General features: G+C 65.4%; 25 protein-coding genes and 2 pseudogenes. 12 read left to right on the top strand and 15 right to left on the bottom strand.

The window, feature by feature from the left end:
- Positions 1 to 296: 296 nt before the first annotated feature.
- The 7 genes and pseudogenes from J4G43_RS06370 to J4G43_RS06345 all read left to right on the top strand — a co-directional run bounded on the left by J4G43_RS06370 (position 297) and on the right by J4G43_RS06345 (position 6,556).
- Positions 297 to 539, top strand: coding sequence for a hypothetical protein (locus J4G43_RS06370; RefSeq protein ID WP_063985829.1), 243 nt, complete (start codon positions 297 to 299; stop codon positions 537 to 539).
- A gap of 24 nt (positions 540 to 563) precedes the next feature.
- Positions 564 to 815 (top strand): GCG_CRPN prefix-to-repeats domain-containing protein, encoded by a 252-nt coding sequence (locus J4G43_RS06365; RefSeq protein ID WP_071909307.1) that lies wholly within the window; start codon positions 564 to 566, stop codon positions 813 to 815.
- A 381-nt stretch (positions 816 to 1,196) separates the two neighbouring features.
- Positions 1,197 to 1,469 (top strand): annotated as a pseudogene (locus J4G43_RS55265) (phospholipase effector Tle1 domain-containing protein); the annotation flags it as partial.
- Between the two features lie 95 nt (positions 1,470 to 1,564).
- The gene (locus J4G43_RS06360; RefSeq protein ID WP_256461475.1) at positions 1,565 to 2,389 is read left to right on the top strand and encodes a phospholipase effector Tle1 domain-containing protein; all 825 of its coding nucleotides are present in this window, start codon (positions 1,565 to 1,567) and stop codon (positions 2,387 to 2,389) included.
- Positions 2,390 to 2,712: 323 nt separating this feature from the next.
- A complete protein-coding gene (locus tag J4G43_RS06355) occupies positions 2,713 to 3,819 on the top strand; it encodes a hypothetical protein (protein WP_225004669.1) in 1,107 nt (368 codons plus the stop codon).
- Between the two features lie 120 nt (positions 3,820 to 3,939).
- Positions 3,940 to 4,623 carry a response regulator gene (locus tag J4G43_RS06350; protein ID WP_208084280.1) on the top strand — a complete coding sequence of 228 codons (684 nt, stop codon included), beginning with the start codon at positions 3,940 to 3,942 and terminating at the stop codon, positions 4,621 to 4,623.
- Positions 4,620 to 6,556: pseudogene (locus tag J4G43_RS06345) on the top strand (sensor histidine kinase). Before J4G43_RS06350 ends, J4G43_RS06345 begins: the two are co-directional and overlap by 4 nt.
- 137 nt (positions 6,557 to 6,693) lie before the next feature.
- Here the strand turns inward: J4G43_RS06345 and J4G43_RS06340 are convergent.
- Complete coding sequence (locus J4G43_RS06340; RefSeq protein WP_208084279.1) at positions 6,694 to 6,975, bottom strand: hypothetical protein; 282 nt, start codon at positions 6,973 to 6,975, stop codon at positions 6,694 to 6,696.
- A gap of 226 nt (positions 6,976 to 7,201) precedes the next feature.
- Here J4G43_RS06340 and J4G43_RS06335 point away from each other — a divergent pair, with 226 nt between their 5' ends.
- Entirely contained in the window at positions 7,202 to 7,426 is a 225-nt protein-coding gene (locus tag J4G43_RS06335; protein WP_208084278.1) for a cysteine rich repeat-containing protein, read from the top strand.
- Between the two features lie 130 nt (positions 7,427 to 7,556).
- Here J4G43_RS06335 and J4G43_RS06330 read toward each other — a convergent pair whose 3' ends face one another.
- The 7 genes from J4G43_RS06330 to J4G43_RS06300 all read right to left on the bottom strand — a co-directional run bounded on the left by J4G43_RS06330 (position 7,557) and on the right by J4G43_RS06300 (position 13,267).
- Positions 7,557 to 9,443: a PQQ-binding-like beta-propeller repeat protein gene (locus tag J4G43_RS06330; protein WP_208084277.1), complete on the bottom strand. Its 1,887-nt coding sequence runs from the start codon at positions 9,441 to 9,443 to the stop codon at positions 7,557 to 7,559.
- A gap of 37 nt (positions 9,444 to 9,480) precedes the next feature.
- Positions 9,481 to 9,912, bottom strand: coding sequence for a hypothetical protein (locus tag J4G43_RS06325; RefSeq protein WP_208084276.1), 432 nt, complete (start codon positions 9,910 to 9,912; stop codon positions 9,481 to 9,483).
- An 8-nt stretch (positions 9,913 to 9,920) separates the two neighbouring features.
- Positions 9,921 to 10,142 carry a hypothetical protein gene (locus J4G43_RS06320; RefSeq protein WP_208084275.1) on the bottom strand — a complete coding sequence of 74 codons (222 nt, stop codon included), beginning with the start codon at positions 10,140 to 10,142 and terminating at the stop codon, positions 9,921 to 9,923.
- Positions 10,143 to 10,272: 130 nt separating this feature from the next.
- Positions 10,273 to 10,956 carry a hypothetical protein gene (locus J4G43_RS06315; RefSeq protein WP_208084274.1) on the bottom strand — a complete coding sequence of 228 codons (684 nt, stop codon included), beginning with the start codon at positions 10,954 to 10,956 and terminating at the stop codon, positions 10,273 to 10,275.
- Between the two features lie 87 nt (positions 10,957 to 11,043).
- Complete coding sequence (locus J4G43_RS06310; protein ID WP_166104261.1) at positions 11,044 to 11,751, bottom strand: hypothetical protein; 708 nt, start codon at positions 11,749 to 11,751, stop codon at positions 11,044 to 11,046.
- Positions 11,752 to 11,882: 131 nt separating this feature from the next.
- The gene (locus J4G43_RS06305) at positions 11,883 to 12,131 is read right to left on the bottom strand and encodes a hypothetical protein (protein WP_028147356.1); all 249 of its coding nucleotides are present in this window, start codon (positions 12,129 to 12,131) and stop codon (positions 11,883 to 11,885) included.
- Positions 12,132 to 12,301: 170 nt separating this feature from the next.
- Complete coding sequence (locus J4G43_RS06300) at positions 12,302 to 13,267, bottom strand: NAD(P)H-dependent flavin oxidoreductase (protein WP_208084273.1); 966 nt, start codon at positions 13,265 to 13,267, stop codon at positions 12,302 to 12,304.
- A gap of 108 nt (positions 13,268 to 13,375) precedes the next feature.
- Between J4G43_RS06300 and J4G43_RS06295 the strand changes: the two genes are divergently transcribed.
- Positions 13,376 to 14,938: an AMP-binding protein gene (locus J4G43_RS06295; protein WP_208084272.1), complete on the top strand. Its 1,563-nt coding sequence runs from the start codon at positions 13,376 to 13,378 to the stop codon at positions 14,936 to 14,938.
- A gap of 421 nt (positions 14,939 to 15,359) precedes the next feature.
- Here J4G43_RS06295 and J4G43_RS06290 read toward each other — a convergent pair whose 3' ends face one another.
- From J4G43_RS06290 to J4G43_RS06260, 7 genes are all read right to left on the bottom strand, one after another.
- Complete coding sequence (locus J4G43_RS06290) at positions 15,360 to 16,133, bottom strand: thioesterase family protein (protein ID WP_208084271.1); 774 nt, start codon at positions 16,131 to 16,133, stop codon at positions 15,360 to 15,362.
- Between the two features lie 149 nt (positions 16,134 to 16,282).
- Positions 16,283 to 17,245: an NAD(P)H-dependent flavin oxidoreductase gene (locus J4G43_RS06285; RefSeq protein ID WP_208084270.1), complete on the bottom strand. Its 963-nt coding sequence runs from the start codon at positions 17,243 to 17,245 to the stop codon at positions 16,283 to 16,285.
- A 155-nt stretch (positions 17,246 to 17,400) separates the two neighbouring features.
- On the bottom strand, positions 17,401 to 18,801 hold the full coding sequence (locus J4G43_RS06280) for an aspartate ammonia-lyase (RefSeq protein WP_208084269.1): 1,401 nt from the start codon (positions 18,799 to 18,801) through the stop codon (positions 17,401 to 17,403).
- A 27-nt stretch (positions 18,802 to 18,828) separates the two neighbouring features.
- On the bottom strand, positions 18,829 to 19,368 hold the full coding sequence (locus tag J4G43_RS06275) for a hypothetical protein (protein WP_208084268.1): 540 nt from the start codon (positions 19,366 to 19,368) through the stop codon (positions 18,829 to 18,831).
- Positions 19,369 to 19,490: 122 nt separating this feature from the next.
- Complete coding sequence (locus J4G43_RS06270; protein ID WP_081369120.1) at positions 19,491 to 20,093, bottom strand: YqaA family protein; 603 nt, start codon at positions 20,091 to 20,093, stop codon at positions 19,491 to 19,493.
- Between the two features lie 133 nt (positions 20,094 to 20,226).
- Complete coding sequence (gene hisE / locus J4G43_RS06265) at positions 20,227 to 20,631, bottom strand: phosphoribosyl-ATP diphosphatase (RefSeq protein ID WP_028147364.1); 405 nt, start codon at positions 20,629 to 20,631, stop codon at positions 20,227 to 20,229.
- Between the two features lie 148 nt (positions 20,632 to 20,779).
- The gene (locus J4G43_RS06260) at positions 20,780 to 21,154 is read right to left on the bottom strand and encodes a hypothetical protein (protein WP_208084267.1); all 375 of its coding nucleotides are present in this window, start codon (positions 21,152 to 21,154) and stop codon (positions 20,780 to 20,782) included.
- 227 nt (positions 21,155 to 21,381) lie between these two features.
- Between J4G43_RS06260 and J4G43_RS06255 the strand changes: the two genes are divergently transcribed.
- From J4G43_RS06255 to J4G43_RS06245, 3 genes are all read left to right on the top strand, one after another.
- Positions 21,382 to 22,431, top strand: coding sequence for an ABC transporter substrate-binding protein (locus J4G43_RS06255; RefSeq protein WP_208084266.1), 1,050 nt, complete (start codon positions 21,382 to 21,384; stop codon positions 22,429 to 22,431).
- Positions 22,432 to 22,522: 91 nt separating this feature from the next.
- Positions 22,523 to 24,319, top strand: coding sequence for a glucan ABC transporter ATP-binding protein/ permease (locus J4G43_RS06250; RefSeq protein WP_063985844.1), 1,797 nt, complete (start codon positions 22,523 to 22,525; stop codon positions 24,317 to 24,319).
- Between the two features lie 176 nt (positions 24,320 to 24,495).
- Entirely contained in the window at positions 24,496 to 25,965 is a 1,470-nt protein-coding gene (locus tag J4G43_RS06245) for a D-alanyl-D-alanine carboxypeptidase family protein (RefSeq protein WP_208084265.1), read from the top strand.
- The last annotated feature ends 10 nt before the right edge of the window (positions 25,966 to 25,975 follow it).

Genomic DNA, 25,975 nt, shown 5'->3' with positions numbered 1-25,975 from the left:
CGAGAACGACTTTTCGAGAATGGCTTTTCTAAGTTCTTAAAAAAGGCTTGGCGCTCGCCGAACCTCGCACGCCAAACGGACGCCCGCAGAAGACCAGCATACCGCAAGCTATCAGCACGCCAACGTGAATCAAGCCGCGCCGGTCAGTCCAAGCTGCGACGGCGCTGGCGCCGGACAGTCCAAGACGCCCCACACAAGCGGGCCCTATTCAGGCAGCGGATGCGGCACGCCACACAAGGACTGCATCCGGGCAAACGGGCGGCCCCAGCCTGACGCCCGCTGGAGGAGACAACGACATGCGAACCTCTCTACCCCGCAGCCTCGTGCTCGGCGGCGCCATCGCGACCAGCCTCTGCATCGGTTACGCGCTTGGCGCGCAGCCGCACATGGACGAAGCCATCGCGATCCTGCAATCGGCCCGCGCCGAGCTCGGCAAGGCAGAGCCGAACAAGGGCGGTCATCGCGAGAAGGCGATCGGGATGATCGACCAGGCGATCGCCGAAGTACGCGCCGGCATCGCGTTCGCCGCCGGCCATTGAAGCAAGGGCATTCGGGAGGAAGACATGATACGCACCCTGTTTGCCACGGCTCTCACGCTCGGCGCGATCACGGGCGTTGCCCAGGCCATGCCGCTCACCCTGCTCAACGCAGGCGCGAACGGCGACGTCATCGCGGTCGCCGGCGGCTGCGGCCCCGGCTGGCACCGCGGCCCCTATGGCGGCTGCCTCAGGAACTACGCCAACCCCGCCGCGCATGCCTGCCCGCGCGGCTACCATATCGGCCCCGGCGGCGCTTGCCGCGGCAATGGCAGGTAGGAGCTGAACGCTCCGCCTCTCCCCGCTCGCAGGGGAGAGGCGTCCGCCGACATCGCGCCTCTCGCCGCCGGCACCAGCAAGACCAAACGTTTTCGTGACCGTCATGCCGCGGCGTCCGACCGCGGCAGGGCGGCGCGCGATCTCGCTTGCTACCTCAACGGGATTATGCACAGAATGCACCTGTTTTCATGACGCAACCATTGATTGAAATCGTGAAGCGCTGAACGGCGCCAGCCTGAAGTGCTTCACCATCGATTGCCAGAGGGGCCCCATGACCCAGCATGATGGCGCGCAGAATGGTAATTCTGCAGACCCAAGCACACGCATGACGATGCAAGCGCCGGCGGGACGACCGCCACCACCCTGTCGAAGCGCAAGCTGGTGCTGTTCGCCGACGGCACGGGCAACGCGTTCACCGCCCAGGAATCCAGCGTCTGGCGGCTCTATGAAGCGCTCGACCACACCCAGCCGGACCAGATCGCGCATTACATCAAGGGCGTCGGCACCGCCGGCTGGGCGCCGCTCGCGGCCATCGACGGCGCCACCGGCATCGGCGTTCCCTCCAACGTCCGCAAGCTCTACCGCTTCCTGTGCTGGAACTGGCGCGAGGGCGACGAGATCTACATCTTCGGCTTCAGCCGCGGCGCCTTCACTGCGCGCACGCTGGCGGCGCTGATCGCGAGCCAGGGATTGGGCCGGCGGAAATCAAGGGCGAGCCGGTCTCGCATGCAGAGATGGAGCGCAACGCCATGTCCGCATGGCGGGAATACCGCAAGGAATCGGTGGGCTATCGCAGCCTGCCGACGATCTGGATTGCGCGCTGGATTCGCGACCTGCTGCTCATCATCTACCATTTCGTCTGCTGGCACCGCTCCTATTGCACGGTCCGCAAGGCCATGGCCGGCCGCAAGAACGTCAAGATCGAATTCCTCGGGCTGTTCGACACGGTCGAGGCTTTCGGCGTACCGATCGAGGAGCTGCGCGTCGCGATCGACTGGGCAATTTGGCCGATTTCGTTCCGCAATCACCGACCCTCGCGCAAGGCGAAGCACATCTGTCACGCGCTCGCGCTCGACGACGAGCGCACCACCTTTCATCCGCTGCGGATCGACCAGAGCCGTCTAGCGAATGACCAGACTGTCAAGGAGGTGTGGTTCGCGGGCGTCCATTCCGACATTGGCGGCGGTTACCCGGAATCCACCCTCTCCTTCGTTCCGCTGGTCTGGATGGCCGAACAGCTCGGTGGCCAATTGCGCTTCCAGAACGGCACGATCGAGCGTTTCCGCGAGTATCAATCGGCGATCGGGCCAAAGCACGATTCACGCAGCGGCGCCGCCGTGCTTTACCGCTACGGTCCGCGGCCGATCCTCGAAGGCGATGCAAACGGCGGCAAACCGGTCGTTCACTTCGCCGTGGTCGAACGAATGCTGTTCGGATGCGACGATTATGCGCCGATCATGCTGCCGGCGAACGCGCGGGTGCTGAGCCCGACGCAAGCATCAGGGAGCTCACCAATGACGGCGCGCACCAGGCCATGCATGACGCCTACGCGAAGAAAGCGAGGCGTCCGATAAGCAAGGAGGAATCCGACGCCTTCACTGGAATGAAAGCGCCAGACGCGGACATGGCGAATCTGGCGCGCGGCGCCGTGTGGTGGCGACGCGTGGCCTATTTCGCGCTCCTGATCATGACGGGCATCATTGCCGCCTGGCCGTGGATCGCCCACAAGATCATAGATACATCCGGCAAGAGCCTGCGCGATTTTGTCAGCAACATCGACTGGGGTTTCAGCGCCATACTCGGCTCCGTCGCGAACCTGCTCAAGAACGTGTTGCCCTCCTATGCGGGGCCATGGCTCAATATCGCACTCTATTATCCTGTCGCGACCTCACTCGTCGTGCTGGTCACGTGGTGGGTCTGGAGCATCAACGCCTCGCTGCGTGATGGCATCCAGGAGCGGGCGCGGCTCGCCTGGTACCGGCCGGAACGGAAGGCGAGCGCAAAAAACCTCAGCCGGATGAGTTGGTTGTTCAGGTTTGGCGGTTTGATGCAGCGAAATGCGCGGTGGATGAGCTTTCCGTTCACCAAGATCATCTTTCCCGTCGTCTCCATCGTCGTCATCTACGCCGCGGCCTTGCTGATCGCCTCGAGCAGCTTCTTCACCTGGCGCGTCGCGACCGGACAGGTTTGTGAAGCCCCGGAAACAAAAGCCGCAGAGGCGAAGAAAAAGGGAGCGAACGTCGCGGTAGACATTCCGCCAGCCAAGCCGGTGGGCGACAACGCGCTTCCTGCGGCCGAGCTTTTCAACGTCAACCAGTTCTGCTGGGCAAGCAGGCTCGCCGTGGAGAAGGGCCGCAAATACCGGGTCTGGATCGATATCGACCAACGCTGGTTCGACCGCACGATCATGACCGGCGTCAACGGATTCCAGACCTACGAAAACCACCATTACCTCGCTCTCCCGACCCGGCGACTGTTCGGCGCGGACTGGTTCCAGCCGGTCGTACGCGTCGGCGAGAAGGGCCTGAACGATCAGCCACTGCAGGCCATGAACGTGATGTCGGCAGATGACCTGCCGCGCCGCATTGACCCGACCCTCCCCGAGGACAATGCTCAGGATGAGCCAAAAAACAGATATCCCGTCCGCATCGAAAACGCTGAGGAATCGAGCACGGACGATGCGGCGAAGCTGACGAAACTCAAGGCCGATATCGCGAAGATGGGCACATTCGATGCGCTTCCGCCAGACGAGTCGGCCCGCAAGGTCTGGGACACGCAGAAACTTGCAGACCGGATGGTGGCCGAATTCACCGCACCTGATTCCGGCGAGCTGTTCTTCTACGTCAACGACGCCGTGCAGATCGTCCCGGGCTTCCTGCGATGGCTGGCCCCGGCAAAATACGCCGACTATTTCGGGCCGGACGAACAATACTACAAGAACAACAGCGGCACGGCGCGGATCACGGTACAGCGTCTGCCCGCGCCGCCGACGCCAAAGCAGTAGGCGCCGGCGCAACGGAGCGGAAGAGTGACAACGCCCCCATGATTATGGGTGTCACGGCGTCCGCGCCGCGGCTAAACTTGGCCTCGCGCCGCGGGGGACACGCGGTGCGGGACGATGAACATGAGCGAACAGGGCGAGACGGGTGAGGCCATCACCATCCTCCTCGTCGAGGACGACGCGCCGACCTGCTGGCGGCTCCAGGATGCGCTGGTCAAGGCCGGCTACAAGGTGCGCAGCGCAGCCACGCTCGGCGAGGCGCGCCAGGCCCTGAACGGCGGCGCGCCGCGCGTGCTGCTGACCGATCTGCGGCTGCCCGACGGCCATGGCATCGAGCTGATCCGCGAGACCCGGCAGCGCTTTCCCGACACCGAGATCATGGTGATCTCGGCGCTCGGCGACGAGGAGAGCGTGATCTCCGCGATCACGGTCGGCGCCACCGGCTATCTCCTGAAGGACGCCTTCCCGACCGATATCGCCACCACCGTGCGCAATCTGGTCGCCGGCCATTCGCCGATCTCGGCCTCGATCGCCCGTTTCATCGTACGTAGAACGCAAGGCGCCGCGCCGAGTTCGGCCGAGCCGCCGCGGGGTCCCGTGCTCAACACCGCACGACTCACCCCGCGCGAGATCGATATCCTCTGGGGCATCGCCAAGGGTTTCAGCTACGCCGAGATCGCGAGCCATCTCGGCCTGTCCAGGCAGACCGTGCCCGGCCACATCAAGAACATCTATCGCAAGCTCGAAGTGCACACGCGCAGCGAAGCGGTGTTCGAGGCGGTGCAGCAGGGCCTGATCAAGCTGTGAGCGAGATTGCAGCAAAGGCACCTGCGCGACCGCGGCGCCGGCTGATCGTGTCGCGCCTCGTGCCTTATCTGCTGCTCCAGGTCCTGATCGTGATCGTCACTATCCAGGGGCTGCGGCTGCTCCAGCCCAGCGACCCCGACGATTTTGCCGTGAGCGAATTTTCGCTGCGGGAGGACGGCACGACCCGGGCGGTGACGCTGCCGCATTTCACGTCGTCGCGCTACGCGCTCCAGGACCCGCCGCTCTATTCGGGCGCGTTCGTCTTCAAGCCCGATGCGGCAAACACGGCCTGGTCGGTTTTCCTGCCGCGCTTCAGCAACGGCGTGGAGGTCGCGGTCAACGGCGTCGCGATCCTGGACTCGCGGCGCGATCCCACCGCCAACCGGCCCGACCGCAACACGCCGGAGATCGCACTGATCCCGTCGTCGCTGCTGCGCGACGGCAGCAACGCCATCACCGTGCGGCTGTTGGTGTGGGGTCCGAGCGAGGCTTCCTCGACACCGTCTATGTCGGGCCGGACGAAAGCCTGCGGGGAGCCTACGAGACGCGCACGCTGCTGTTCGTGACGCTGCCCGTGGTGTTCTCGGCCTGGCAATCGTTGCTGGCGGTGATCCTCGCCATCATGTGGCTGATGCGACGCCGCGAGCCGGTCTATGGCGTGCTGGCGGCAGGAATGCTCGTCGGCGCGATGCAGGCCTTCGCGCCGGCGCCGCTGCCGCCCGCGCCTTATCCGCGGCTGGCCGCCATCCTGCTGGCGTCCGCGCCGATCGAGAGCGCGCTGGTCGTGACGTTCGCGGTGCTGTTCTTCGGCTGGCGCTGGCCGCGCTACGGGCTGCTGTTGTTCGCGCCGGGGCTCGTCATCCTGCTGGTCGGGCTCTTTGCGGGCCAGCCGATCCCGCGCATCACCTTTCTGTTCCTCGGCGTGCCGACCGTGGGCCTGTGCCTGATGCTGCTGGTCGTCATCCTGACGTGGGCGGTGATCAGGCGGCAGGACGCGGCGAGCTTTACCTTCGGCTGCGCCGTGACCATCGTGCTGACCTGCTGGTTTCACGACATGCTCTCGGCGTTCGAGTTCGTGCCGGACGATCGCACCTTCGTCACGCGGCTGTCCTATTCCGCGATGCTGGTGGCGATAGGCGCCGGACTGACCTGGCGCTTCGCCCGCGCGCTCAACGAGGTCGACAGCTTCGCCGGCCAACTCATCGCACGCGTGCGCGAGGCCGAGGAGCGGCTGAAGGCAAGCTTCGCCCGCGAAGAAGAGCGCGCCCGTGCCGCCGCACTCGCCAACGAGCGCACGCGCTTGATGCGCGACCTGCATGACGGCCTCGGCGGTCAGCTCGTCAGCATCGTCGCGCTCTCCGAGCGCGGACACGAGGGCGCGACCATCACGGATGCGGCGCGCGCCGCGCTGAAGGATCTTCGCCTCGTCATCGATTCCATGGACGACATCGGCGGCGACCTGATGCTTGCGCTCGGCTCCTGGCGCGAGCGCGCGGCGGCACAATTGCGGCCGCACGACGTCGCCCTCGGATGGCACGTGGCGACGCCGCAGGGCCTGCCGCTGCATCCCGAACTGCGGCCATGGCACGTCATCCAGATCGTGCGCATCCTCGACGAGGCCGTGACCAACGCGGTCAAGCACGCGCAGGCGCGCCATATCGTTGTTACCATCGAGACGCTCGACGATGGCCGAGGAGATGGTGACCGGCCGTGTGGCGTGATCAGCGTTGCGGACGACGGCATGGGCTTTGCCCTGTCCGGCAACGGCGAAGCCGGGAGTGCAGGCCAGACCGCGCGGGGTCTGCGCAACATGCGAAGCCGCGCCGCGCGCTGCGGCGCGGTGCTGGATCTGGCCTCGGATTCCTCGGGGACGCGCGTACGGCTGCAACTGCCGAAAACCTTTCCCGATAGCGACGCCGCCGCCACGGGCTGAAAAGCCCCCTCCCCGAACGTGTGGGACGCACGGAGAGAGGGAACGGGCCGGATTATCGTCATGCGGAGGACGGAGGGTTCGTCCGCAGGTCATCCTTTCGCCCGAAGCGATGCAATCAACTCAATCAAACGAGATCGTCAGCGCACGCCGACGCGATTGACCGGGCCTCCGCGATTCATCGGCGTCCCCGCACGGACGCCGATGCCGGGCGCGCCGACACCGGGCGTCGCCACCGCGACCGCGGCGGCCGGCGCGACCACCACCGCCCCGGCCGGCCGCACCACGCAGCCCTTGGGCACGCCGACCGTCTTGCAATAGACCACCGCCTGCGCCGGGCTCGTGCCCAGCGACACCATCGCCGCACCCGCGAGCATCATGACCGTCAGGCCGGCGCTCAGCGCTCCCACGTTTTTCGACATCTTGCTCTCCTGCTTCCCGTTCGGCGCCCCGATGCAATCACCGGGTCTCGCAGCCGACGTGCAGCCTGAATGGCAAAAGACGGCGCGCGGATACATGCCATGAAGATGGGGGTGCGGCGGGCGAGCCGATGCCATGAACATGGCATGGACCGGCAACGGCCCTCCGCGAGATGGTCCGGCTCACCCGATCCCAGCGGGACCCGTCACAATCCCAAAGAGGTGTCTCATGAGGACTTCAGTTCTTGCCGCGCTGCTGCTCGCTGCCGCCATCCTGCCCGCCGCTGCGCAATCCGGTCCGACGCCGCAAGAGCAGATGGCCTGCCGCAGCGACGCCGGCAAATTCTGCGCCGAACATATCGGCAAGCCGCCGCAGATGAATGCCTGCCTGCGCGAGAACAAGACAAAGCTCTCGGACGCCTGCCGCAAGGTGGTGGAGTCGCACGGCGGGTGATCTTCTTCCCCCCTGTGGGAGAAGGTGCCTTGCCGATGGCAAGGCGGATGAGAGTTGCTTCGACGCACCAAGAGCAGAGACGCTCTGCCGCGAGCCACCCTCTCCCGCGAAGAAGGGAGAGGGACAGCAGCTAGTTCGTCAGGCCATAGACGTCGATGCGGCCGTCATAAGTCGGGCGATAGATGCGGCCTTTCCAGACGATCGGACGGTTGAACTTGGGATGCATGAAGGCGTGCTCCGGCCCCCAGTCCTCGCTGTCCCAGATCACCTGGAGCCGTTTGGAGCCATCCGGATTGGTGGCGAAATTCTGCGCGTCGTAGACCAGGAAGCGGCCCGGACTGAGAATCATGTTGCTGTCCTGATAGGGCACCATCGCCACGATGATGCCATCGGTGCCGTTGTTGGCGGCAAGCGTGATGCTCCAGCCGGGCATGCCGCCCGGCGGACGCGGCGATTGCGGCGAGGCGATCTCGTTGCCCCCGGCGAGATAGGTCGTTCTCCCGTCGGCCGCAATCGACCAGGCCCGCAAGGCGCTGTTCTCGCCGCCGACGAAATGCATGGTGCCGTGGGTGGCGGACTGGAACAGCAGCGGCGTGCCATGCAGATGCCGCGTCGCGCCGCCGGGAAACACGTTCAGCTCCATCGGTGACGCCGGCGCCGGCGGCACGGCGGGATCGAAATACGTGTACAGGATCGGCGGCATGAGAAGCCTGTTGTAGTTCGCCGCGAAATGGCCGGCCGCAAGTTCGCCCGGCTGCGTCTTGCCGAGCGCATTGGCATTGCCGGTGTAGAGGATGCCGTCCTTGCCCGCGGCCAGAATGGCATGGGCGGAGGCGACGTAGACCGGACCGCCGGAACCGAAATCCTGGTCGCCCCACATCGACTCGTTCATCGCCTCCATGTGATGCGCCACGACCGGCGCGATCTGCGCATCGGTTGCACTGCGACCCGAGGTGACCGCGACATGCGGCATCTCGCGCGCATACCGAGGCTTCAGCGTCATTCCCATGCGCCTTGCATGCGCGATCACGGAGGGCAGGGAAACATTCGACGGCAACGCCAGTTCGTCATTGTCGTCGGCGGCTGCTGCGTCCGCGGCCGCGCCGACCCGGTTGGCGTCGGTCCATGGCGCCCACCACGACATGACCTCGAAATGCGCATGGCTTCCGGTGTGCAAGGCGAGCCGCACGATGCTCTCGCCGAAATCGCCATGCTGCGGCGAGAACGCTCCGTTGCCGGTGATGACGTAGATTGAACCGTCGGGAGCGAGGGCCGGGCCGGCCCCGCTCTGCCACAGCCCGCCGCCGGAGCCGGTCACGGTGGAGCACCACGACGCAGCGAGCCGCCAGGCATGGACGTCGACCGCGAGCAGCCAGCCGCGCGCCGTCTTCGACGTCTCGGCGATCGTGCCGAAGGGAATCAGCACGTGGTTCCGCGTCAGCGTCAGGGCGCTGCGCTGCTTGCGCTGGGCCGAGACGAATTTCTGCACCGGCAGGCCGTTCGGCGGCGTGTAGACCGCGCCCTCCAGGTTCAGCAGCCCGTGCACCTTCGAGCCGTCGCGGATCCGCAGCGCGGCGAGGAAATGCTGCCCCTTGACGACGCTGCCGTCGTCGCTGATCCAGGCGCAGGCATAGAGAATGCCCGCCCCCTCGTCGATCACCGGGGTCGAGAGAATGCCCCAATGGACGTTGGTCATGTGGCCGTCGATCGCCCTCGTTCCGACGATGGGACGTCCGAGGTTGGTCGCCCAGATCTTCTCGCCGGTCACAGCGTCGAATGCATAGACCCAGTTGCCCATGCTGGCCTGGAAGATCAGGTCGCGGGTCTTGCCGTCTGCCATGTGCACGCCGCCGACCGCCAGCGGCTGCGCCTCGAGCCTGGGATCGTCGGGAATCGGAAGGCTGAAGAGTTTGACGATGCCCCTGGTGCGGACGGCGGTCGCCGTCAGCACCGTCTCGGAATTGTTCGTACCGGTACGGGCACGGTCGTAGCTGCGGGTCGTGACGGAGGCGACCATGGTCAGGCTCCGTAGGCGAGGAGGCTTCCTGCCGCAATCAGGCAAGCCGCTGCAAGCGGTCGTACGTCGCGCAAGCCTGCGCGCCACCCGCGCGACACGACGGCTCCGCAGGCAAAGCCGAGCCCGGCCATGATCGCGCTCGACAGTGCGGCAACGGCCGGCGCATCAGGCGTACGCGACACGAAATTGTCGATCGCCAGCAGCGGTGGCAGCACATAGAACCACCCGACGCATTCAAAAGACGTTGCGCGATGGGGTGGCGCACCACCAGCGATGCGCCGCACGCGATCAACAGGATCGCTGCGAGCCCGCCCGCGACCGGCATCGTGACGCCGAGCGCGGAACCCAGCGCATCGCAAGCGCCGAACATCAGAATGAGCGGCAGCACATGCCGTTGCGGAACGATGAATGCGAGTGCAAAGGCCACGATGAGACTGTCCGCGGACGTCCACAACAGATGTATCGACATGGAAACCTCTAAAAGGTTTGCAATGCGAGATAAGTGAGGTCAGTCGAGAAGGCCGCCCCGCCGTCCGCCTTCGAGGGCAATTGCAGCGCGATGAAGCCGCCATTCCGCGCGTGTCGCGCGAGAAAGTGGAGCAGCCAGGCAATGCCGGCTCTATCAACCGGCGTCGGCACGATGACGCCTTCGCGGTCCGGCGCGAAGAAGCGACCCCAAGCTAACAGCGCTACGCCCATGACGCGGCCTTTGGCTAGCCACGCCAATCATGCATTGAACGGAGATCGTCTGGAAGTTGAAATTCGAGGCAAGCGCGTCCGCAGAACGAACCGTCGCTCACGATCGCGTGCGCGACGGCGAGGATCGGCGCTAATCGTCGTCAGACCCGAACAGCCTGATCTGCGGCAAGCCGCCGCGCGGCCGGCTCGCGACATCGCGCGCATCGGAATCTTCGCGGATGTTGCGCGCGACGTCATCCCAATCGGTGCGGTCGCGTATGCCACGCGGCTCGCGGGGATCGTAGTGCCGGCGCTCGGCCCAGCGCTCGCGGCGCTCCATGCGGCGCCGTTCGGACGCGGCGCGCTTCACATCGGAATCCCTGGCCTTGGCATAGGCGTTGTCGGGTGAGGATGGCGGCTCTGTCGATGCCTGCTGCTCGGCAGGCTTTGCGACCTGCGGAGGCGATGCCGGTGCCGGCTTGGGCGGCTCGGCCGCGGCTGCCTGGGAAGGCTGCGGCGCTGGCGGCTCGGCGTTCGCTTGGCTTGCCTGCGTGTCGGACTTTGCGGATTCGGATTTGGCTTCGGCCTGCGCCGGCGCGCCGATCATGGCGCCGAAGGCTTGCGAGCCGGTGAGATATTGCAAGCGCTCGGAAGGCGCGTCCGTCATCGCGGGTTTAGCGGCTTCAGCGCGCTGCGCCATCTTGCTCGTGTCCGGCCCCAGCTTGGGCGCGACCGGATTCATGATATTGCCGGCGACGATGCCGCCACCGAGACCAATGGCGATGGCCGCGACGATCGTTCCTGCACCGACGAAATAAGCTGTCGAGGCGCGCATTGGTCCACTCCCTCTTTGGAGCGGGCAACGTTTGTCGATTGCCGGATGTTCCCGATGCAGGGCGCAGTTCCCGGAGGAACTTGCGCGTCAGATCTGCTGCGCGACTTTTTCGAGCCCGATGATGCGGGCGAGCTTGCGCACTTCTTCCTTCTGATCCTCGCGCAGCTGGAACAGCAGCGGCATTGCGGCCGACTTCAACTGCTGGACCTCGTCGCAGTTCGGATCGATCGGCACGCCCGGCGCGTTCGGATTGGAGAGCTTGTTCGCGGAGATCTTGCGGACGACATTGCGCAGCGCGGTCTCGACCGAGGGCCAGTAATATTCCTGCGACGACGATAGTTTCAGGCGATCCCTGATGCCTGCGATCTGCACGTCGGACAGCAACGAATAGTTTTTCTGCGGCTGCGGCTTGGCGGCGACCTTCGGCTTGGCCGGAGCTTCGACGGGAGCTTCTGCGGCGGCAGGCGCTTCATGCACACTCGCCTTGGGCATCGGGAAATCGGCGGGCGTCGCGGCGGCAAACGCCTGGCGCAGCGGCTCGGTCAGCACCGGCGCCTGTGAGAGCTTGTCGGCAGAGACCTGGACCGGATCGATCGCGGCCGAGGCCAGTGCCAGCGTCGGAACCAGACGGTCGGCCTTGGCGGCGCGATTTGTCGAAAGCTGCTTGGGCGGCGGGGCCTGCGTGATCATCTCCGCGCTGACGCTGGGCACGCTGTCACGGCCGAGGATGGCGGTGGTGGCGGCGCCGAGGACGAGGAAACAGGTCAGCACGACGATGGTGATGGCTTTGGACAAACGTCTCTCCAGGCCCAGCTTCAAGTCCACGTGACGAGTGCCCGGAAACTGGGCGGTAAATAAGGCTTAACCGAGCCATCGCGACGGCAATCGCGCGGACTGTGGCGACATGCCCCGAAATCTCAAGGAAATCAGGCAGCTAGCGCCAGGTCGTAGGCATCCTGGATGTCGGCGACGATCTCGGAGGCCTCCCAGACCGCGCGCGGCTCGACCGATTGCAGCGTCACCGTCCAATTGCCGCCCCGGCGGGTGCGGGGGACGCTGAGGATGTCGAAGCGCACGTTGCGGCACAGCGGATGACGGGCCAGAGCATGGGCCACGCGGACCCGGATTTCGTCCAGCGTCGCGGCTGTCTTGCTATTGAGAAAATCGAAGTCCATCGCCTGTCCCTCTCGGTCCTGATTGGCGGCCGTGAGGGGGATTCTTGGCGGGCGTTGGTTAATCTGCCGTTAAGTACGGGGCCGCGGAGGAGCGCTCGATTAACTGTGATCGGGAGCGACGGCTCCTCCTCTCCCTCCCCCACAAGCGGCGGCGAGGGGAAAGACGCCGCCTACCGCCCGCCCGCTTCGCGATATTCGGCAAGGGTCCGCGCCACGAGATCGTCGACCGCCATCACGTCGGTCACGCCCGATGTCGCGTGTCCCCCGCTCCAGATATCGCGCCAGCGTTTCGGGCGGTTTTCGCGTGCGTCGACGTCAATGTCCTTGCCGATGTCGATCGCGCCCCGCGCCGGTAGATCGTCGGGATCGAGGCCCGCAGCCACGATCGACGGCTTCAGCATGCTGGTCTGCAACCCCGTGAACGCGGTGGTGAGCAGGATGTCGTCGGCGCTGCTGTCGACCAGCATGTCCTTGTGGCGCTCGTCCGCCATGCTCTCGCGCGTCGCGATGAATTTCGTGCCCATGTAGCCGAGATCGCAGCCGAGGACTCCAGCCGCATGCAGCGCGCGGCCGTCGCTGATCCCTCCGGCGAGCACGATGATGCCGTCAAAGAATGCGCGCACCGCGCGGACGAACGCGAACGGATTGAGCCAGCCGGTCTGCCCGCCTGCGCCCGCGGTGAGCAGCACCAGCCCGTCGGCGCCGGCTTCCGCCGCGCGCCGGGCGTGGCGGATCGAGGCCACGTCCGCCAGCACCAGCGCGCCGGCATCGTGCAGCGGCTTCAACACCGGCGCGGGCGATCCAACAGAGGTGATGACGATCTCCGGCTTGTGTCGCAGCAGCACGGCGAGATCCTGCTCCAGCCGCGCGTTGGAGCGATGCACGATCAGGTTCGGGCAAAGCGGCGCGGCCTTGCGACCGGTGTGATCTTCGTGTTGCCGCAGTCGCGTTTCGATCTCCGTGAACCACGCCTCGAGCTGTTCCGTGCTGCGGCAATTCACGGTGGGGAAGCTTCCGATCACGCCATTGCGACAGGCCGCGACCATGAGCTCGACGCCCGACACCAGAAACATTGGCGCCGCGATCAGAGGCAGAGCGAGACGATCGCGGAAGTGTTGCAGTCGATCGGATGTCACTCACGCCTCCTTGCACGGGCTTTGTCGTTCCATCCCGCCTTCCCTGTGCTAGCGTTGCGCACAAACATTGGCACGTCAAAAGCCGATGACAAGGCAACGGGGAAACATATGTCCGATCCGCTCCACGCATCGTCCCCGACTTGCGCGCAGACGCTGCGGGCACTGTCGCGCTATCCCGGCCGCACCGCTTTCGCCTGGCCCGGTGGATCGCTGAGCTATCAGGGCACCACCGACCTGATCGGACGCATCCAGGCCGTGTTCATGCGGCTGGGATTGCAGCCCGGCGCGCGCGTCGCATTTCTCACCGCCAACCGCGCCGACACCTGGTGCGCCGGTGTCGCCGCGCAATTATCCAGGCTCTGCGTCACCTGGCTGCATCCGCTGGGATCGCGGGCAGACCAGCTCTTCCAGCTCGAGGATTCCGAGGCTGAGATGCTGGTGGTCGATGCCGCCACCTTCCGCGATCGCGGCGGCGAGCTCGCCGCGAGTGCGAGCCGGCTCAAGGCGGTCTTCACCACGGGACCGGCCGACTATGGCGTCGACCTCCTGCAGGCGATCGAGATCGAGGGCCATGCCAGCGCGCATTGCTTCGCCGGCCCCGACGATCTCTCCACGCTGAATTACACCGGCGGCACGACCGGTAAATCCAAGGGCGCGCTGCGCTATCACCGCGAGAACGCCGGGGGTGCTGCCGCGATCCTCGCCGACTTCGAGATCCCGGACACCCCGCACTATCTCGCGGTCGCCCCGATCAGCCATGTCGCCGGCACGAAAGTCGTGCCGACCCTGATGCGCGGGGGCACCGTGCACATGCTGAAGGGTTTCGATCCCGAGGCGGTGCTGACGACGATCGCGCGCGAGCGCATCAATTTCACGCTGTTCGTGCCGACCATGATCTATGTGCTGCTCGATCATCCCGCCTTAAGCAAGACTGATCTGTCCTCGCTCGAGCTCGTGCTCTATGGCGCATCCGCGATGTCGCCGAGCCGGCTGGTCGAGGGCATCGAACGCATTGGGCCAGTGTTCTCGCAGCTTTACGGGCAGACCGAATGCTATCCGATTTCGGTGCTGCGCAAGGCTGATCATGATCCAAAAACGCCGGAGCTGTTCCTGTCCTGCGGCTTCCCGATCTCGGCCTGCGAGGTCAGGATCCTCGACGACAACGACCAGGAAGTGAAGACGGGCGAAGCCGGCGAGATCTGCGTGCGCGCGCCGCATGCCATGGCCGAATACTGGAAGCGGCCTGACATCACAGCCGAGACGCTGAAGAATGGCTGGGTCCACACCGGCGACGTCGCGCGCAAGGACGAGCGCGGCTACATGTTCATCCTCGACCGCAAGAAGGACATGATCGTCTCCGGCGGCTTCAACATTTTTCCGCGCGAGGTCGAGGACGTGCTGTCGCAGCATGCGGATGTCGCGATGGTCGCGGTCGTCGGCATTCCCGACGAGAAATGGGGCGAAGCCGTCACCGCGATCGTCGTGCCGCGCGAGGGGGCAAAGCCCGATCCGGACGAGCTGATCAATCTGGTGAGGACGCGAAAAGGCTCGGCACATGCACCGAAGCGGATCCAGTTCGTCAAGCAGCTGCCGATGACCGGCGTCGGCAAGGTCGACAAGAAGGTGCTGCGCGCGGGCTTCTGGAGTGGACGGGACCGGATGGTGGGGTAGTCATCCCCGATCTGCAACTTGTGGCAGGTAGCACCGCACGTATTCCCGCGGCCGGACCCCGGGGTTCTACGGTCGCTGTGACCCGCGAACAACAGCTCGGAAGGGACTTTTCAGGCACGCCGTCCGCGCAATTGCAGGCGAATCAACGAATCAACTAGACCGCTGACGGGGCTGGGAAGCGGAGTATCAAATGAGAGTCGCTTCCTTGGAAAGTGCGTTGGCCGCGATCACGTTGATCACGGCTATCATCGTCCTGCTGTGGGAGATCAAGATCGTCTACGGCAGCTGAACTGGCAGGACGCTGGCGTCGAGCAGAGACCTCCGGACAAGAAGAGGTTCGCGACCAGGGCATCCCTTCCGCGGCGGCGGAAGTCTGCCGTTCAATCGGCGCAAGGAGCGATCACGGCGCTTGCCGTCACGCTTAGCGCTTTTCGATCACCAGACTCTGCACCGCGCGGCCGAAATAGCCGTGACGATCCGCGAGCCGCGACATCGCGAGGCCGGCGCCGTAGGGGCCGATCCAGGATTCGCCGTCGAGCAAGATCCACTCGCCGACCGGCTGGCGCGACAGGTTCACGGTGAGGTCGGCATTAATGTAGGTCCAGGCACGGAAGTCGAGCGTCGAGGCGGTGCCGTTGGAAAAGTCGGCGGCGACCACGGCGCGCATCGCCTGCGAGACCGCTTCGCCTTCGACCAGCGGATGGTCGAGGCGAAACCAGATCGCGCCGGCCCCGGCCTGGCCGAACCGGCCGCGCGCGGCGCGCATCGAGACCATGCCTGCGAACGGACTGGTCGCGCCATGGCCGTCCTCGACCAGCGAGTCCTCGGGCGACGGCAGCGTGACCGGCAACTCCTTGACGTCGTCCGGCAAAGGCTGTGATTGCCGCTTGATCTTGAGCACGGTGGCACCGACGACCTGAACACCGTCGGCGAACAACTTGATCTCGCAGAGCTGGATCTTGCGCCCCTCGCGCAAAACCTCGCTCTCGATCGTGAGCGGCGCCACCGGCACCGGGCGCATCAAGTCGATGGTGACGCGCGCAACATTCATCGGCACCGGCGTCGGAATGCGTTCCGCCGCCCACGTCACCAGTGCAGACGGCGCCGAGCCGTGCTGCATGCGCCGGTCCCACGGACCGGCAGCATTGGGGCTGGTGACGACGTTGTTGCCGTCGACGCGATAGATGGCGGTCATGTTTGCCCGATATCTCGGCTGGCGTTCCCCGGACGCAGTGCAGCGCGTAAGCGGTGCGCTGCAGAGCCGGGGTCCATGTGCTGCAGCGATGGGTCCCGGCTCCGCGCAGCAGCGTTGCACGCTGCAGCGCGTCCGGGACACGAGAGCGGTTAGAGCGGCGGGTCGATCGCTTCGTCATATTCCTTCTTGAAGCGCGCGATCAGATCGGCGGCGGGGATGATGCCGTCGACGCTGCCGATGCCCTGGCCCGAACCCCAGATCTCCTTCCAGGCTTTCGGCTTGGCGCGCTCGCCGGAGGCATCCGTGCCGAAGTTCATCTTGGACGGATCGGACGTCGGCAGGTTTTCCGGATCCATGCCGGCCGCGAGGATCGAAGGTTTCAGATAGTTGCCGTGCACACCGGTGAAGAGGTTCGAGTAGACGATGTCGTCGGCCGTCGAGCCCGCGATCATCTCCTTGTATTTCTCGACCGCGTTGGCTTCCTTGGTCGCAATGAAGGCCGAGCCGATATAGGCGAAGTCTGCGCCGAGGATGCGCGCGGCGCGGATCGCCTTGCCGTTGCCAATGGCACCCGACAGCGCGATCGGGCCATCGAACCATTTTCGCGTTTCTGCGACGAAGGCCAGCGGCGAGATCGTGCCGGCGTGGCCGCCGGCGCCGGCCGCAACCAGGATCAGACCATCGGCCCCCTTCTCGATCGCCTTGTGGGCAAACTTCTGGTTGATCACGTCGTGGAAGACGATGCCGCCCCAGCCGTGCACCGCTTGATTGAGCTCCTCGCGCGCGCCGAGCGACGAGATGATCATCGGCACCTTGTACTTGGCGCAGAGCTGCATGTCGTGATCGAGCCGGTTGTTCGACTTGTGCACGATCTGGTTCACCGCGAACGGCGCCGACGGCTTGTCGGGATGGTCATAGGCCGCGAGCTCTTCGGTGATCCGCGCCAGCCATTCGTCGAGCAGCTCCGGCGGCCGCGCGTTCAGCGACGGAAACGAGCCGACCACACCGGCCTTGCACTGCGCGATCACGAGATCGGGCACCGAGATGATGAAGAGCGGCGAACCGATCACGGGGATCGACAAGCGCCCCTTGAACAAGGCAGGCATGGACATAGGCGAAACGATCCTTTGGTGGCGAGCAAATCGAAAGGTGGAGGCCATACCAACAAGGCAATCTTTCCACTGTCAAGTATTGCGTTTTGACGCCGTGGCGGATGCCGTTACCGCAATTCCAACATGCGGAATTCGCTACGCAAACGTGGGCGGCATCACCCAATCAAATCCGGATTGATCAGCCGCTCGAACGAGAACATCTCGTCCCATTTCTCCTGCGTCAGCAGCTTGCGTTCGACCACCACGATCTGGTGCAGCGACTTGCCGCTCTTGTAGCCCTCGCGCGCGATCTCGGCGCATTGCTTGTAGCCGAGCAGCGGCTTCAGCACGGTGACGATGCCGAGCGAGTTCAGCACCATGTTGCGGGTGTGCTCCTCGTTGGCGGTGATGCCGACAACGCAGTTCTCGCGCAGGCTGTTGACCGCGCGCTCCATGGTGCGGATCGAGAAGAACAGCGCGAACGAGATCACCGGCTCCATCACGTTGAGCTGAAGCTGGCCGGCACTTGCGGCGAGCGTGACGGTGGTGTCGAGACCGATGACGAGGAAGCTGGTCTGGTTGACGACCTCGGGGATGACAGGATTGACCTTGCCCGGCATGATCGACGAGCCCGGCTGGAGCTGCGGCAGGTTGATCTCGTTGAAGCCGGCGCGCGGGCCCGAGGCCAGCAGGCGGATGTCGTTGCAGATTTTCGTCAGCTTGCTCGCCGTGCGCTTGAGCACGCCGGAGAGCTGCACATAGGCGCCGGTGTCCGAGGTCGCCTCGACGAGATCGCCGGCAAGGATGAAGTCGACGCCGGTCAGCGCGCTCAAATGCCGGACCGCAAGTTTTGGATAGCCGACGGCCGCGGTGACGGAGGTACCGATCGCGGTGGCGCCGAGATTGATCTCGCGCAGCAGCGCGCGCGCCTCGGAGATGCGGTCGACCTCCTCGCCGATCGTGGTGCCCCAACCGCGGAATTCGGCGCCGAGCGACATCGGCACGGCGTCCTGAAGATGCGTGCGCCCCATCTTCAGCACGCGCTCGAACTCGCGGCCCTTGGTGAAGAAGGCCTCCTGGAGCTGGCGCAGCGCCGTCATGTAGCTCTCGAGCCGCAGGATCAGCGCCAGCCGGAACGCGGTCGGATAGGTGTCGTTGGTCGACTGGCCGTAATTGACATGGTCGTTCGGGCTGACATGCTGGTAGTCGCCCTTGCTGAAGCCGAGCGATTCCAGCGCGAGATTGGCGATCACCTCGTTGGCGTTCATGTTGGTGGAGGTGCCGGCGCCGCCCTGGATGAAGTCGGTGACGAACTGATCCATCATGTCGCCGGCGATGACGCGGTCGCAGCCCTGGATGATCGCGTCCGCAACTTTCGCGTCGATCGCGCCGAGGTCGCGGTTGGCCATCGCGGCAGCCTTCTTGACGTAACCGAGCGCCTTCACGAAGTAAGGCTCCTGGTTCATCGGAATGCCGGTGATGTGGAAGTTCTCCTTCCCGCGGATGGTCTGGACGCCGTAATAGATGTCGTCGGCGATCTCGCGCTGTCCGAGGAAGTCCTGCTCCGTGCGGCTCATGGGCGCTCCTTTGCTGGCGCTACGTCCTCAGTTCTGGCACAGCGCGCTGGTGACGAAGGTATCGGTGCGGCAGTCATCCGGTTTGCGTTGCCGGCCCGGGATCAGAACCTTGGCCGAGCATTTTTCCGCGGAATCGGCTTTCAGGCTCTTGCCTTCCTTGTAGCCCTTGCTCTGGCAGAGCTGGTCGGCGGCCTGCTTGCAGTCGGGTGCGCCATTCGACGAGGCGGGGCAGGCCATGCGCCCCGACACCATGGCCGACGGCGTCGCCAGCCGCGACAGATCGTTCATGGTCTCGCTCGGGCTTTTGATCGGTGGCAGGATCGAGGGCAGCTTGTCGAACAGCTTGCCCATTTCGTTGATCAGCCCGGGATTTTCCTCGCGCGCCGGCGGCGATGAAGGTGCCGATGTCGAGGGCGGCGGCGCGGTCTGCGGTCCCTGCTCCCGCAAGCCGAGCGCCGGCGGCGCGGATTGCGGCCAGCCGGTGCCGCCGGCACCGAGCAGGAGCGAAAGCACTGCAAATATCAGCGTCCCCGGTCGGAGGACCGGATTGCCGGATCGAACCATCATGACGGCAACCGTAGCCGAACCCGGCGCAGCGGCAAAGCGCGCGGTTATCGAGCGAACATGATCTTTGCGGAGAACGGCTTCACACGTTGCGCTGAGGCGGCCCTTCGGGTCCGGATCATTCCCTAGATCAGCTTGACCGCGACGACGAAGCCGAGCACCAGCACGGCGGCGCCGAGCGCCACCCAGAGACCGAGATGCTTCTCGATCCTGACGCGGATCCAATCGCCATAGCGGTTGAGCAGGATCGCGACGATGAAGAAACGGCCGCCGCGCGCGACGATCGAGCACAGGATGAACAGGCCGATATTGTAACCGGCAAAGCCCGAGGTGATGGTGACGAGCTTGTAGGGGATCGGCGTCAGGCCCTTGAGCAGGATGATCACCGCGCCCCACTCCGCATAGGAGGCGCGGAAGGCATCGACCTTGTCGCCGAGGCCATAGACCTGGATCAGCCAATGGCCGACCGAGTCAAACAGCAGCGCACCGATGGCGTAGCCCAGCAGACCGCCCACCACCGAGGTCGCGGTGCAGACCGCGGCGTAGAGCCAGGCGCGCTGCGGGCGCGCCAGCGACATCGGGATCAGCATCACATCCGGCGGGACCGGAAAGAAGGAGCTTTCTGCGAAAGCCACGGCTCCCATGATCCAGAGCGCGTAGGGCTTGTGGGCGGCGTCGATGCACCAGTCGTAGATACGTTTCAGCATGGCGCCGCGATGAAGCACCATGGGACGGATTTGTCCATCGCGAGTTTTGTGACGATTTGGCGTGATCCGGAACAGTGTGTCGCGGTTTTCCGAAAGTTCACGCGCAAACAACAACCTAAAGCGCGATGACGCTTTGCTCCGGTTTCATCGCGCTTTAGTGGCGCTTGCGCGAGACGCGCCCTTCCAGCGCGACAATTGGCCGCCTGGCGGCAACGCGCGGTGACGCGACTTTGGGCAGCTTCATCGGCGACTTCGGCAGCTTCTCGGCAATGCCGAGCATGTCTTCCCGCCGCGCCATCTCGCGCCAGACATCCTCCGGGCGCACGCCGGCCGAGGCCCAGAGCACCGTGAGATTGTAGAGCAGGTCGGCGCTTTCCCGGATCACGGCCTCGCTATCGCCATTGACCGCGTCAATGACGACCTCAATGGCTTCTTCGGCCAGTTTCTTCGCCATTTTGGATGGCCCACGCTGAAACAGCCGGGCGGTACGCGATGTTGCCGGATCAAGATCCTTGGCCGCGAGCACAGCCAGATATAGCCGCTCAAGCGAATCACTCATGGTACTCAAAACTACCCTAAACCAATGGCGAGCGCGTTAACGCGCAGGGTTAAAAGCGAAAAACAGGCCGCCGCGGCAAGCGCGACGGCCTGTTTTGGTCAAGACTTGGTAGCCAGGGACTTGGTAGCCAAGGACTTGGCAGCCAAGGCTAGTAGCAGTTCTGCATGTAGCCCTGGCCACAGAGCTCCGACGGAGCCGTGCCGCCATAGCGCTGATATTGGTAGTTCGGGCCCGGGCCGTAGTAAGGACCGTAGGCGGGGCCACTGTAATAGGCAGGGCCGCCGTAATAGCCATAACCCGGACCCGGACCGTAATCATAAGCGTAGGCGTCACGGGTCGCAGCGATCGCAAGGCCGGTGCCGATGATGCCGGCAAAGGCCGCGGCAGCCGCAGCACCGCCACCGCCATGCCAGTGGCGGCCGCCTGCGTATGAGGCAGTCGGGGCGACCGCGGTCAGCGCCAGCACCGCGGCGGTGGCAAAGACGGCCTTGCGGCCGGCAAATCTCGAAAATCGGTCAAACATGTCCTGGACCCTCCTTGGGACCTCGAATGGTGCCTGACGACAGGCTCATGTCTTTCAAACACCCGCAGCCCATGTTGGGTTCCCGAACCCCAACAGAAGCTGAACGGGGTTGCGTGATCATGACGCAACCCCCGCTCATCCGCCGTTCATGTTGGCGCGCGCAGGCTCGTCGCTGGCCGGCGCTGCGAGCGTCACGAAACCACAACAATGCGGGACCGGCGCGACTGATGTTTGCATTCAAGACGATCGCCCTTCGCGGCCTGCTGGCCATTGCAATCTCGCTCGCCGCGCTGGCTGCGCGCGACGTCAGCGCGGCCGAGACTGCTGCGCCGTCCACTGCCATCCACTTCACATTCGATCGTCCTGTCGATGCGAGCATGGCGCCGTTCTTCCTCGCCGCGAAGGACGGTAATTTCGGCGCCGAGCGTCTCAACGTGTCCTTCAATAGCGCAGCCGGATCGCCAGAGGCGCTCGCGCGCGTCGCCAAGGGCGATAGCGAGCTCGCGCTCGTCGACATCAACGAGCTGATCCGCTTTCGCGACAAGGACGATGCCGCGCCGGTCAAAGCCGTGTTCGTGTTGTTCAATCGCGCGCCTTACGCGATCGTCGCGCGGAGGAGCCGCGGCATTCACTTGCTGCCCGACCTCGACGGCAAGACCGTCGGCGTCGCCGACGGCGATCTGTCGATGCGGCTGTGGCCGGCGCTGGCGCAGCAGAACGGCATCAACGCGTCGCAAGTGAAATTCCACAAGATCAGCGCCGCGGTCCGCGAGCCGCTCCTCTCCGCGGGCCAGGTCGATGCCGTCGCCGGCTTCAGCTATCTCTCGGCGGTGAACCTGCGCGACCGCGGCGTGCCCGGCGGCGATCTCGTGGTACTCCGCTATGCCGACTATGGCTGCGAAGCCTACGGCTTCGCCGTGGTGGCCAACCCCGCTTTCGCCGCCGCGAAGCCCGACGCCGTGAAGGGATTCGTCCGCGCATTGATCGCCGGCGTCAACGCGACCATCAAAGAGCCGGCCCGTGCGGCGGACGAAGCCACGAGCCGGATCGACGACGGCGACCGCGACCTCGAGCGGGAACGCCTGCGCAGCGTGCTCATCGACAACATCCTGACCGACGAGGTCAAGCGCAACGGCCTCGGCGGCATCGACCCGGCGCGCCTGGACCGCTCGATCGACCAGATCGCCCAGGATTTCAAATTCCGCAAACGGCCGGCGGCGGGCGATATCTTCGACGACCGGTTCCTGCCGCCGGTCGCGGGACGGCTGATCAACTGAGCAAAACCGGCAGCTTCCGCTGTATCTCGCGGGCGATCCCTGATTAGAATATGGGCTCACCTCGTTCGATCCGCCTGAGTTCCTCGCCCGCATGTCCATTTTCAGCCTCTACACCCGCGTTCTTGAGCTGCTCGGCAAGGAGGCGCGGCTGGGCTGGCTGCTGGCGTTCGCCAATCTGCTGCTCGCCGCCTCGCAATTCGCCGAGCCCGTGCTGTTCGGCCGGATCGTCGACGTGCTCTCCGGCAAGGCGGTCGCCGGGTCGAATTCGGCCTGGCCGTTCCTGCTGGCCTGGGTGGCGTTCGGGCTGTTCACCATCGGCTGCAGCGCGATCGTGGCGTTGCAGGCCGACCGGCTCTCGCACCGCCAGCGCCAGGCGGTGCTGACCGACTATTTCGAGCACATTCTGCAGCTGCCGCTGACCTTCCACTCAGGCACCCATTCGGGCCGGCTGATGAAGGTGATGCTCAACGGCACCGATGCGCTGTGGCGATTGTGGCTCGGCTTCTTCCGCGAGCACTTTGCCGCGATCCTGTCGGTCGTGGTGCTGCTGCCGCTGTCGCTCTACCTGAACTGGCGGCTCGCGATCCTGCTTTTCGTGCTCTGCATCGTCTTCACCGTGCTGACCACCTTCGTCGTGCGCAAGACCTTCGGCATGCAGATGGCGGTCGAGGAGCAATATAGCGAGCTCTCCGCGCGCGCCTCCGACGCGCTCGGCAACGTCGCGCTGGTACAGAGCTTCGTGCGCGTCGAATCCGAGGTGAAGGGCTTGCGCTCCGTCGCCGACGAGCTGCTGGCGGCGCAGATGCCGGTGCTGTCGTGGTGGGCGCTCGTCACCGTCATCACGCGCGCCTCCACGACGATCACGGTGCTCGCGATCTTCGCGCTCGGCATCGCGCTACACGACCAGGGGCTCACCTCCGTCGGCGAGATCGTGATGTTCGTGAGCTTCGCGACGCTGCTGATCCAGAAGCTCGAGCAGGTCGTGAGCTTCATCAACAACGTGTTCATGGAAGCCCCGCGCCTGCGCGAGTTCTTCAACGTGCTCGATGCCGTACCCACGGTCCACGACCGGCCCGACGCGATCGATGCCGGGCGGCTCTCCGGCCTCGTCGAATTCAACGACGTCACCTTCTCCTATGACGGCAAGCGGCCGGCGGTCGAGGACCTCTCCTTCACCGCGCTGCCCGGCCAGACCATCGCGCTGGTCGGCGCGACCGGCGCCGGCAAGTCGACGGCGATCGCGCTTCTGCATCGCGCCTTCGATCCGCAGTCGGGCTTCATCAGGATCGACGGCATGGACGTCCGCGGCGTGACGCTGACGTCGCTGCGCCGGAACATCGGCGTGGTGTTCCAGGAGGCGCTGCTGTTCAACCGCTCGATCGCGGAGAATTTGCACGTCGGCAAACCGGATGCGACCGAAGCGGAGATGCGCAAGGCCGCGGAGCGCGCGCAGGCGCTCGAATTCATCGAGCGCAGCGGCGGCTTCGAGACCAATGCCGGCGAGCGCGGCCGCATGCTCTCCGGCGGCGAACGCCAGCGGCTGTCGATCGCCCGCGCGCTGCTGAAGGATCCGCCGATCCTGATCCTGGACGAGGCCACCTCCGCGCTCGACGCCGTCACCGAGGCCAAGGTGAACGCCGCTCTCGACGAAGTGATGAAGGGACGCACCACGTTCGTGATCGCCCACCGTCTCTCCACCATCCGCAATGCCACGCGGATCCTGGTGTTCGAGAACGGCCGGGTGATCGAAAGCGGAACTTTCGATGAACTCGTGGCCAAAGGCGGCCATTTTGCCGAACTCGCCAGGGCCCAGTTCATGGTTCAGGAAAATGCACGGGCCAGCGTGACGGCCGCTGAGGCTGCGGCGACCGCGGTCAAGTCCCCATAGCATCGTCGAAATTCGGCCTATTTCATCACGGAATACCCGGCCGAAACCCCTGTTCTCGACGCACGAGCCGGTATAGGTTTGCGACGCCGCAAGCGGCGGCGCCGGATTTCAGAACCGAACATCAGATCACGAGAGCCGACCGGAACCGGCGGGTCTCCAAGGACCGGAATCGGATAGTGCACGCCCTTCGCCCGCTGCTTCGCAAGTCCCTGTTCAACCTGTTCGCTGCGGCCCTCACATCCGCGGTGCTGCTTGCGCCGCGCACGGCGGGCGCCGAAGCACTGCTGCTGATCGAAGCCGACAGCGGCAAGGTGCTGCAGGCGGAGAACGCGACCATTCCGTGGTATCCGGCCTCCGTCACCAAGATCATGACGGCCTACGTGACGCTGAAGGCGGTGAAGGACGGCAGGCTCACGCTCGACACGCTGATCACGGTGTCGCCGACGGCGGCTTCGCAATCGCCGTCGAAGATGGGGTTCCGTCCGGGAACGCAGCTCACCGTCGACAACGCGCTGAAGATGATGATGGTGAAGTCGGCGAACGACATGGCCGTGGTGCTCGCCGAAGGCGTCGGCGGCTCGATCGACGGCTTCTCGGCGATGATGAACGATACCGCGCAGAAGCTCGGCATGACGCAGACGAGCTACGTCAATCCGAACGGCCTGCCCGCTGACGGCCAGATCACGTCCGCGCGCGACCTCGGCATTCTCGCGCGCTCGTTCCTGCGCGACCTGCCGGAATACGAATATTTCGTGCACATCCCGGCAATCCGCTTCGGCAAGCGCGTCACCGGTAATTTCAACAAGCTGATCGGCCGCTATCCCGGCGCCGACGGTTTCAAGACCGGCTTCATCTGCGCCTCCGGCTACAATCTCGTGGCGTCGGCCACGCGCAACGGCCGACGGCTGATCGCCGTCGTGCTCGGCGCCAACTCCGGCACTGCGCGTGCGGTGAAGGCCGCGCAGCTGCTCGAACGCGGCTTCAGCCAGGACAATCTCACTTGGCTCCGCCCCTCGCTCGGCACCGTCGACAAGCTGGTGCCGGTCGACGCTTCGCCGCCGAACCTGCGCGAGGACATGTGCGGCGGTCATCGCAAGCGGCCAGCCAGCGACGATGACGACGCACTGATCGCCGCCAATGGCGGCACCTCCGGATCGGCCTCCGCCACCGGCGGCGAAGCCCAGGTCACCTTCTTCACCGCGGGCCTTCAGCCGCCCCTGATGAAGGCCTCCGAGCTGATGGCCTCCGCCCCGGCTGCGGCCGAGCCCGTGCTGGTCTATACCGGCCCGACCCGCACCGGCACCGCCCTGATCGCGGCGGTCGCGGCCGATGCCGACCAGCAGGCCACGCCAAAGCCGCGTGGCAAGAAGTCGCGCGTCGCCAGGAAGCCTGATGCGGCCGACAAGCCAACCGACAAGCCGAAGGATGCCAAGACGGCGGCGGCAAAGCCGGATGCCGCCAAGCCTGACGCCAAAAGCGATACCAAGTCCGCGGCGAAGCCGGCCGGGACCAAGCATGCCGCGGCCAAGCACGGTGCGGCGGCGAAACCCGCCGAGAAGCCTTCGGCAAGCGGCGATCAGGCGGCCAAGCCCGCCAAGCCCAAGGCGGCGACCAAGCCCGCCGCCAAGCCGGCCAACAACAGTTAACGGCCCCCAT

This window comes from Bradyrhizobium barranii subsp. barranii, from assembly GCF_017565645.3.
Lineage (GTDB): Bacteria > Pseudomonadota > Alphaproteobacteria > Rhizobiales > Xanthobacteraceae > Bradyrhizobium > Bradyrhizobium barranii.
This window is presented reverse-complemented; position numbering and strand designations above follow the sequence as displayed.

Bases quoted from the DNA above. Each gene is read 5' to 3' on its own strand.
- J4G43_RS06250 (WP_063985844.1), top strand. From the start codon at position 22,523: ATGTCCATTTTCAGCCTCTACACCCGCGTTCTTGAGCTGCTCGGCAAG.
- J4G43_RS06320 (WP_208084275.1), bottom strand. From the start codon at position 10,142: ATGGGCGTAGCGCTGTTAGCTTGGGGTCGCTTCTTCGCGCCGGACCGC.
- J4G43_RS06270 (WP_081369120.1), bottom strand. From the start codon at position 20,093: ATGGTGCTTCATCGCGGCGCCATGCTGAAACGTATCTACGACTGGTGC.
- J4G43_RS06315 (WP_208084274.1), bottom strand. From the start codon at position 10,956: ATGCGCGCCTCGACAGCTTATTTCGTCGGTGCAGGAACGATCGTCGCG.
- J4G43_RS06290 (WP_208084271.1), bottom strand. From the start codon at position 16,133: ATGACCGCCATCTATCGCGTCGACGGCAACAACGTCGTCACCAGCCCC.
- J4G43_RS06280 (WP_208084269.1), bottom strand. From the start codon at position 18,801: ATGAGCCGCACGGAGCAGGACTTCCTCGGACAGCGCGAGATCGCCGAC.
- J4G43_RS06305 (WP_028147356.1), bottom strand. From the start codon at position 12,131: ATGGACTTCGATTTTCTCAATAGCAAGACAGCCGCGACGCTGGACGAA.
- J4G43_RS06330 (WP_208084277.1), bottom strand. From the start codon at position 9,443: ATGGTCGCCTCCGTCACGACCCGCAGCTACGACCGTGCCCGTACCGGT.
- J4G43_RS06365 (WP_071909307.1), top strand. From the start codon at position 564: ATGATACGCACCCTGTTTGCCACGGCTCTCACGCTCGGCGCGATCACG.
- J4G43_RS06325 (WP_208084276.1), bottom strand. From the start codon at position 9,912: ATGTCGATACATCTGTTGTGGACGTCCGCGGACAGTCTCATCGTGGCC.
- J4G43_RS06285 (WP_208084270.1), bottom strand. From the start codon at position 17,245: ATGTCCATGCCTGCCTTGTTCAAGGGGCGCTTGTCGATCCCCGTGATC.
- J4G43_RS06275 (WP_208084268.1), bottom strand. From the start codon at position 19,368: ATGATGGTTCGATCCGGCAATCCGGTCCTCCGACCGGGGACGCTGATA.
- J4G43_RS06370 (WP_063985829.1), top strand. From the start codon at position 297: ATGCGAACCTCTCTACCCCGCAGCCTCGTGCTCGGCGGCGCCATCGCG.
- J4G43_RS06295 (WP_208084272.1), top strand. From the start codon at position 13,376: ATGTCCGATCCGCTCCACGCATCGTCCCCGACTTGCGCGCAGACGCTG.
- hisE (WP_028147364.1), bottom strand. From the start codon at position 20,631: ATGAGTGATTCGCTTGAGCGGCTATATCTGGCTGTGCTCGCGGCCAAG.
- J4G43_RS06340 (WP_208084279.1), bottom strand. From the start codon at position 6,975: ATGTCGAAAAACGTGGGAGCGCTGAGCGCCGGCCTGACGGTCATGATG.
- J4G43_RS06360 (WP_256461475.1), top strand. From the start codon at position 1,565: ATGTCCGCATGGCGGGAATACCGCAAGGAATCGGTGGGCTATCGCAGC.
- J4G43_RS06260 (WP_208084267.1), bottom strand. From the start codon at position 21,154: ATGTTTGACCGATTTTCGAGATTTGCCGGCCGCAAGGCCGTCTTTGCC.
- J4G43_RS06350 (WP_208084280.1), top strand. From the start codon at position 3,940: ATGAGCGAACAGGGCGAGACGGGTGAGGCCATCACCATCCTCCTCGTC.
- J4G43_RS06255 (WP_208084266.1), top strand. From the start codon at position 21,382: ATGTTTGCATTCAAGACGATCGCCCTTCGCGGCCTGCTGGCCATTGCA.
- J4G43_RS06335 (WP_208084278.1), top strand. From the start codon at position 7,202: ATGAGGACTTCAGTTCTTGCCGCGCTGCTGCTCGCTGCCGCCATCCTG.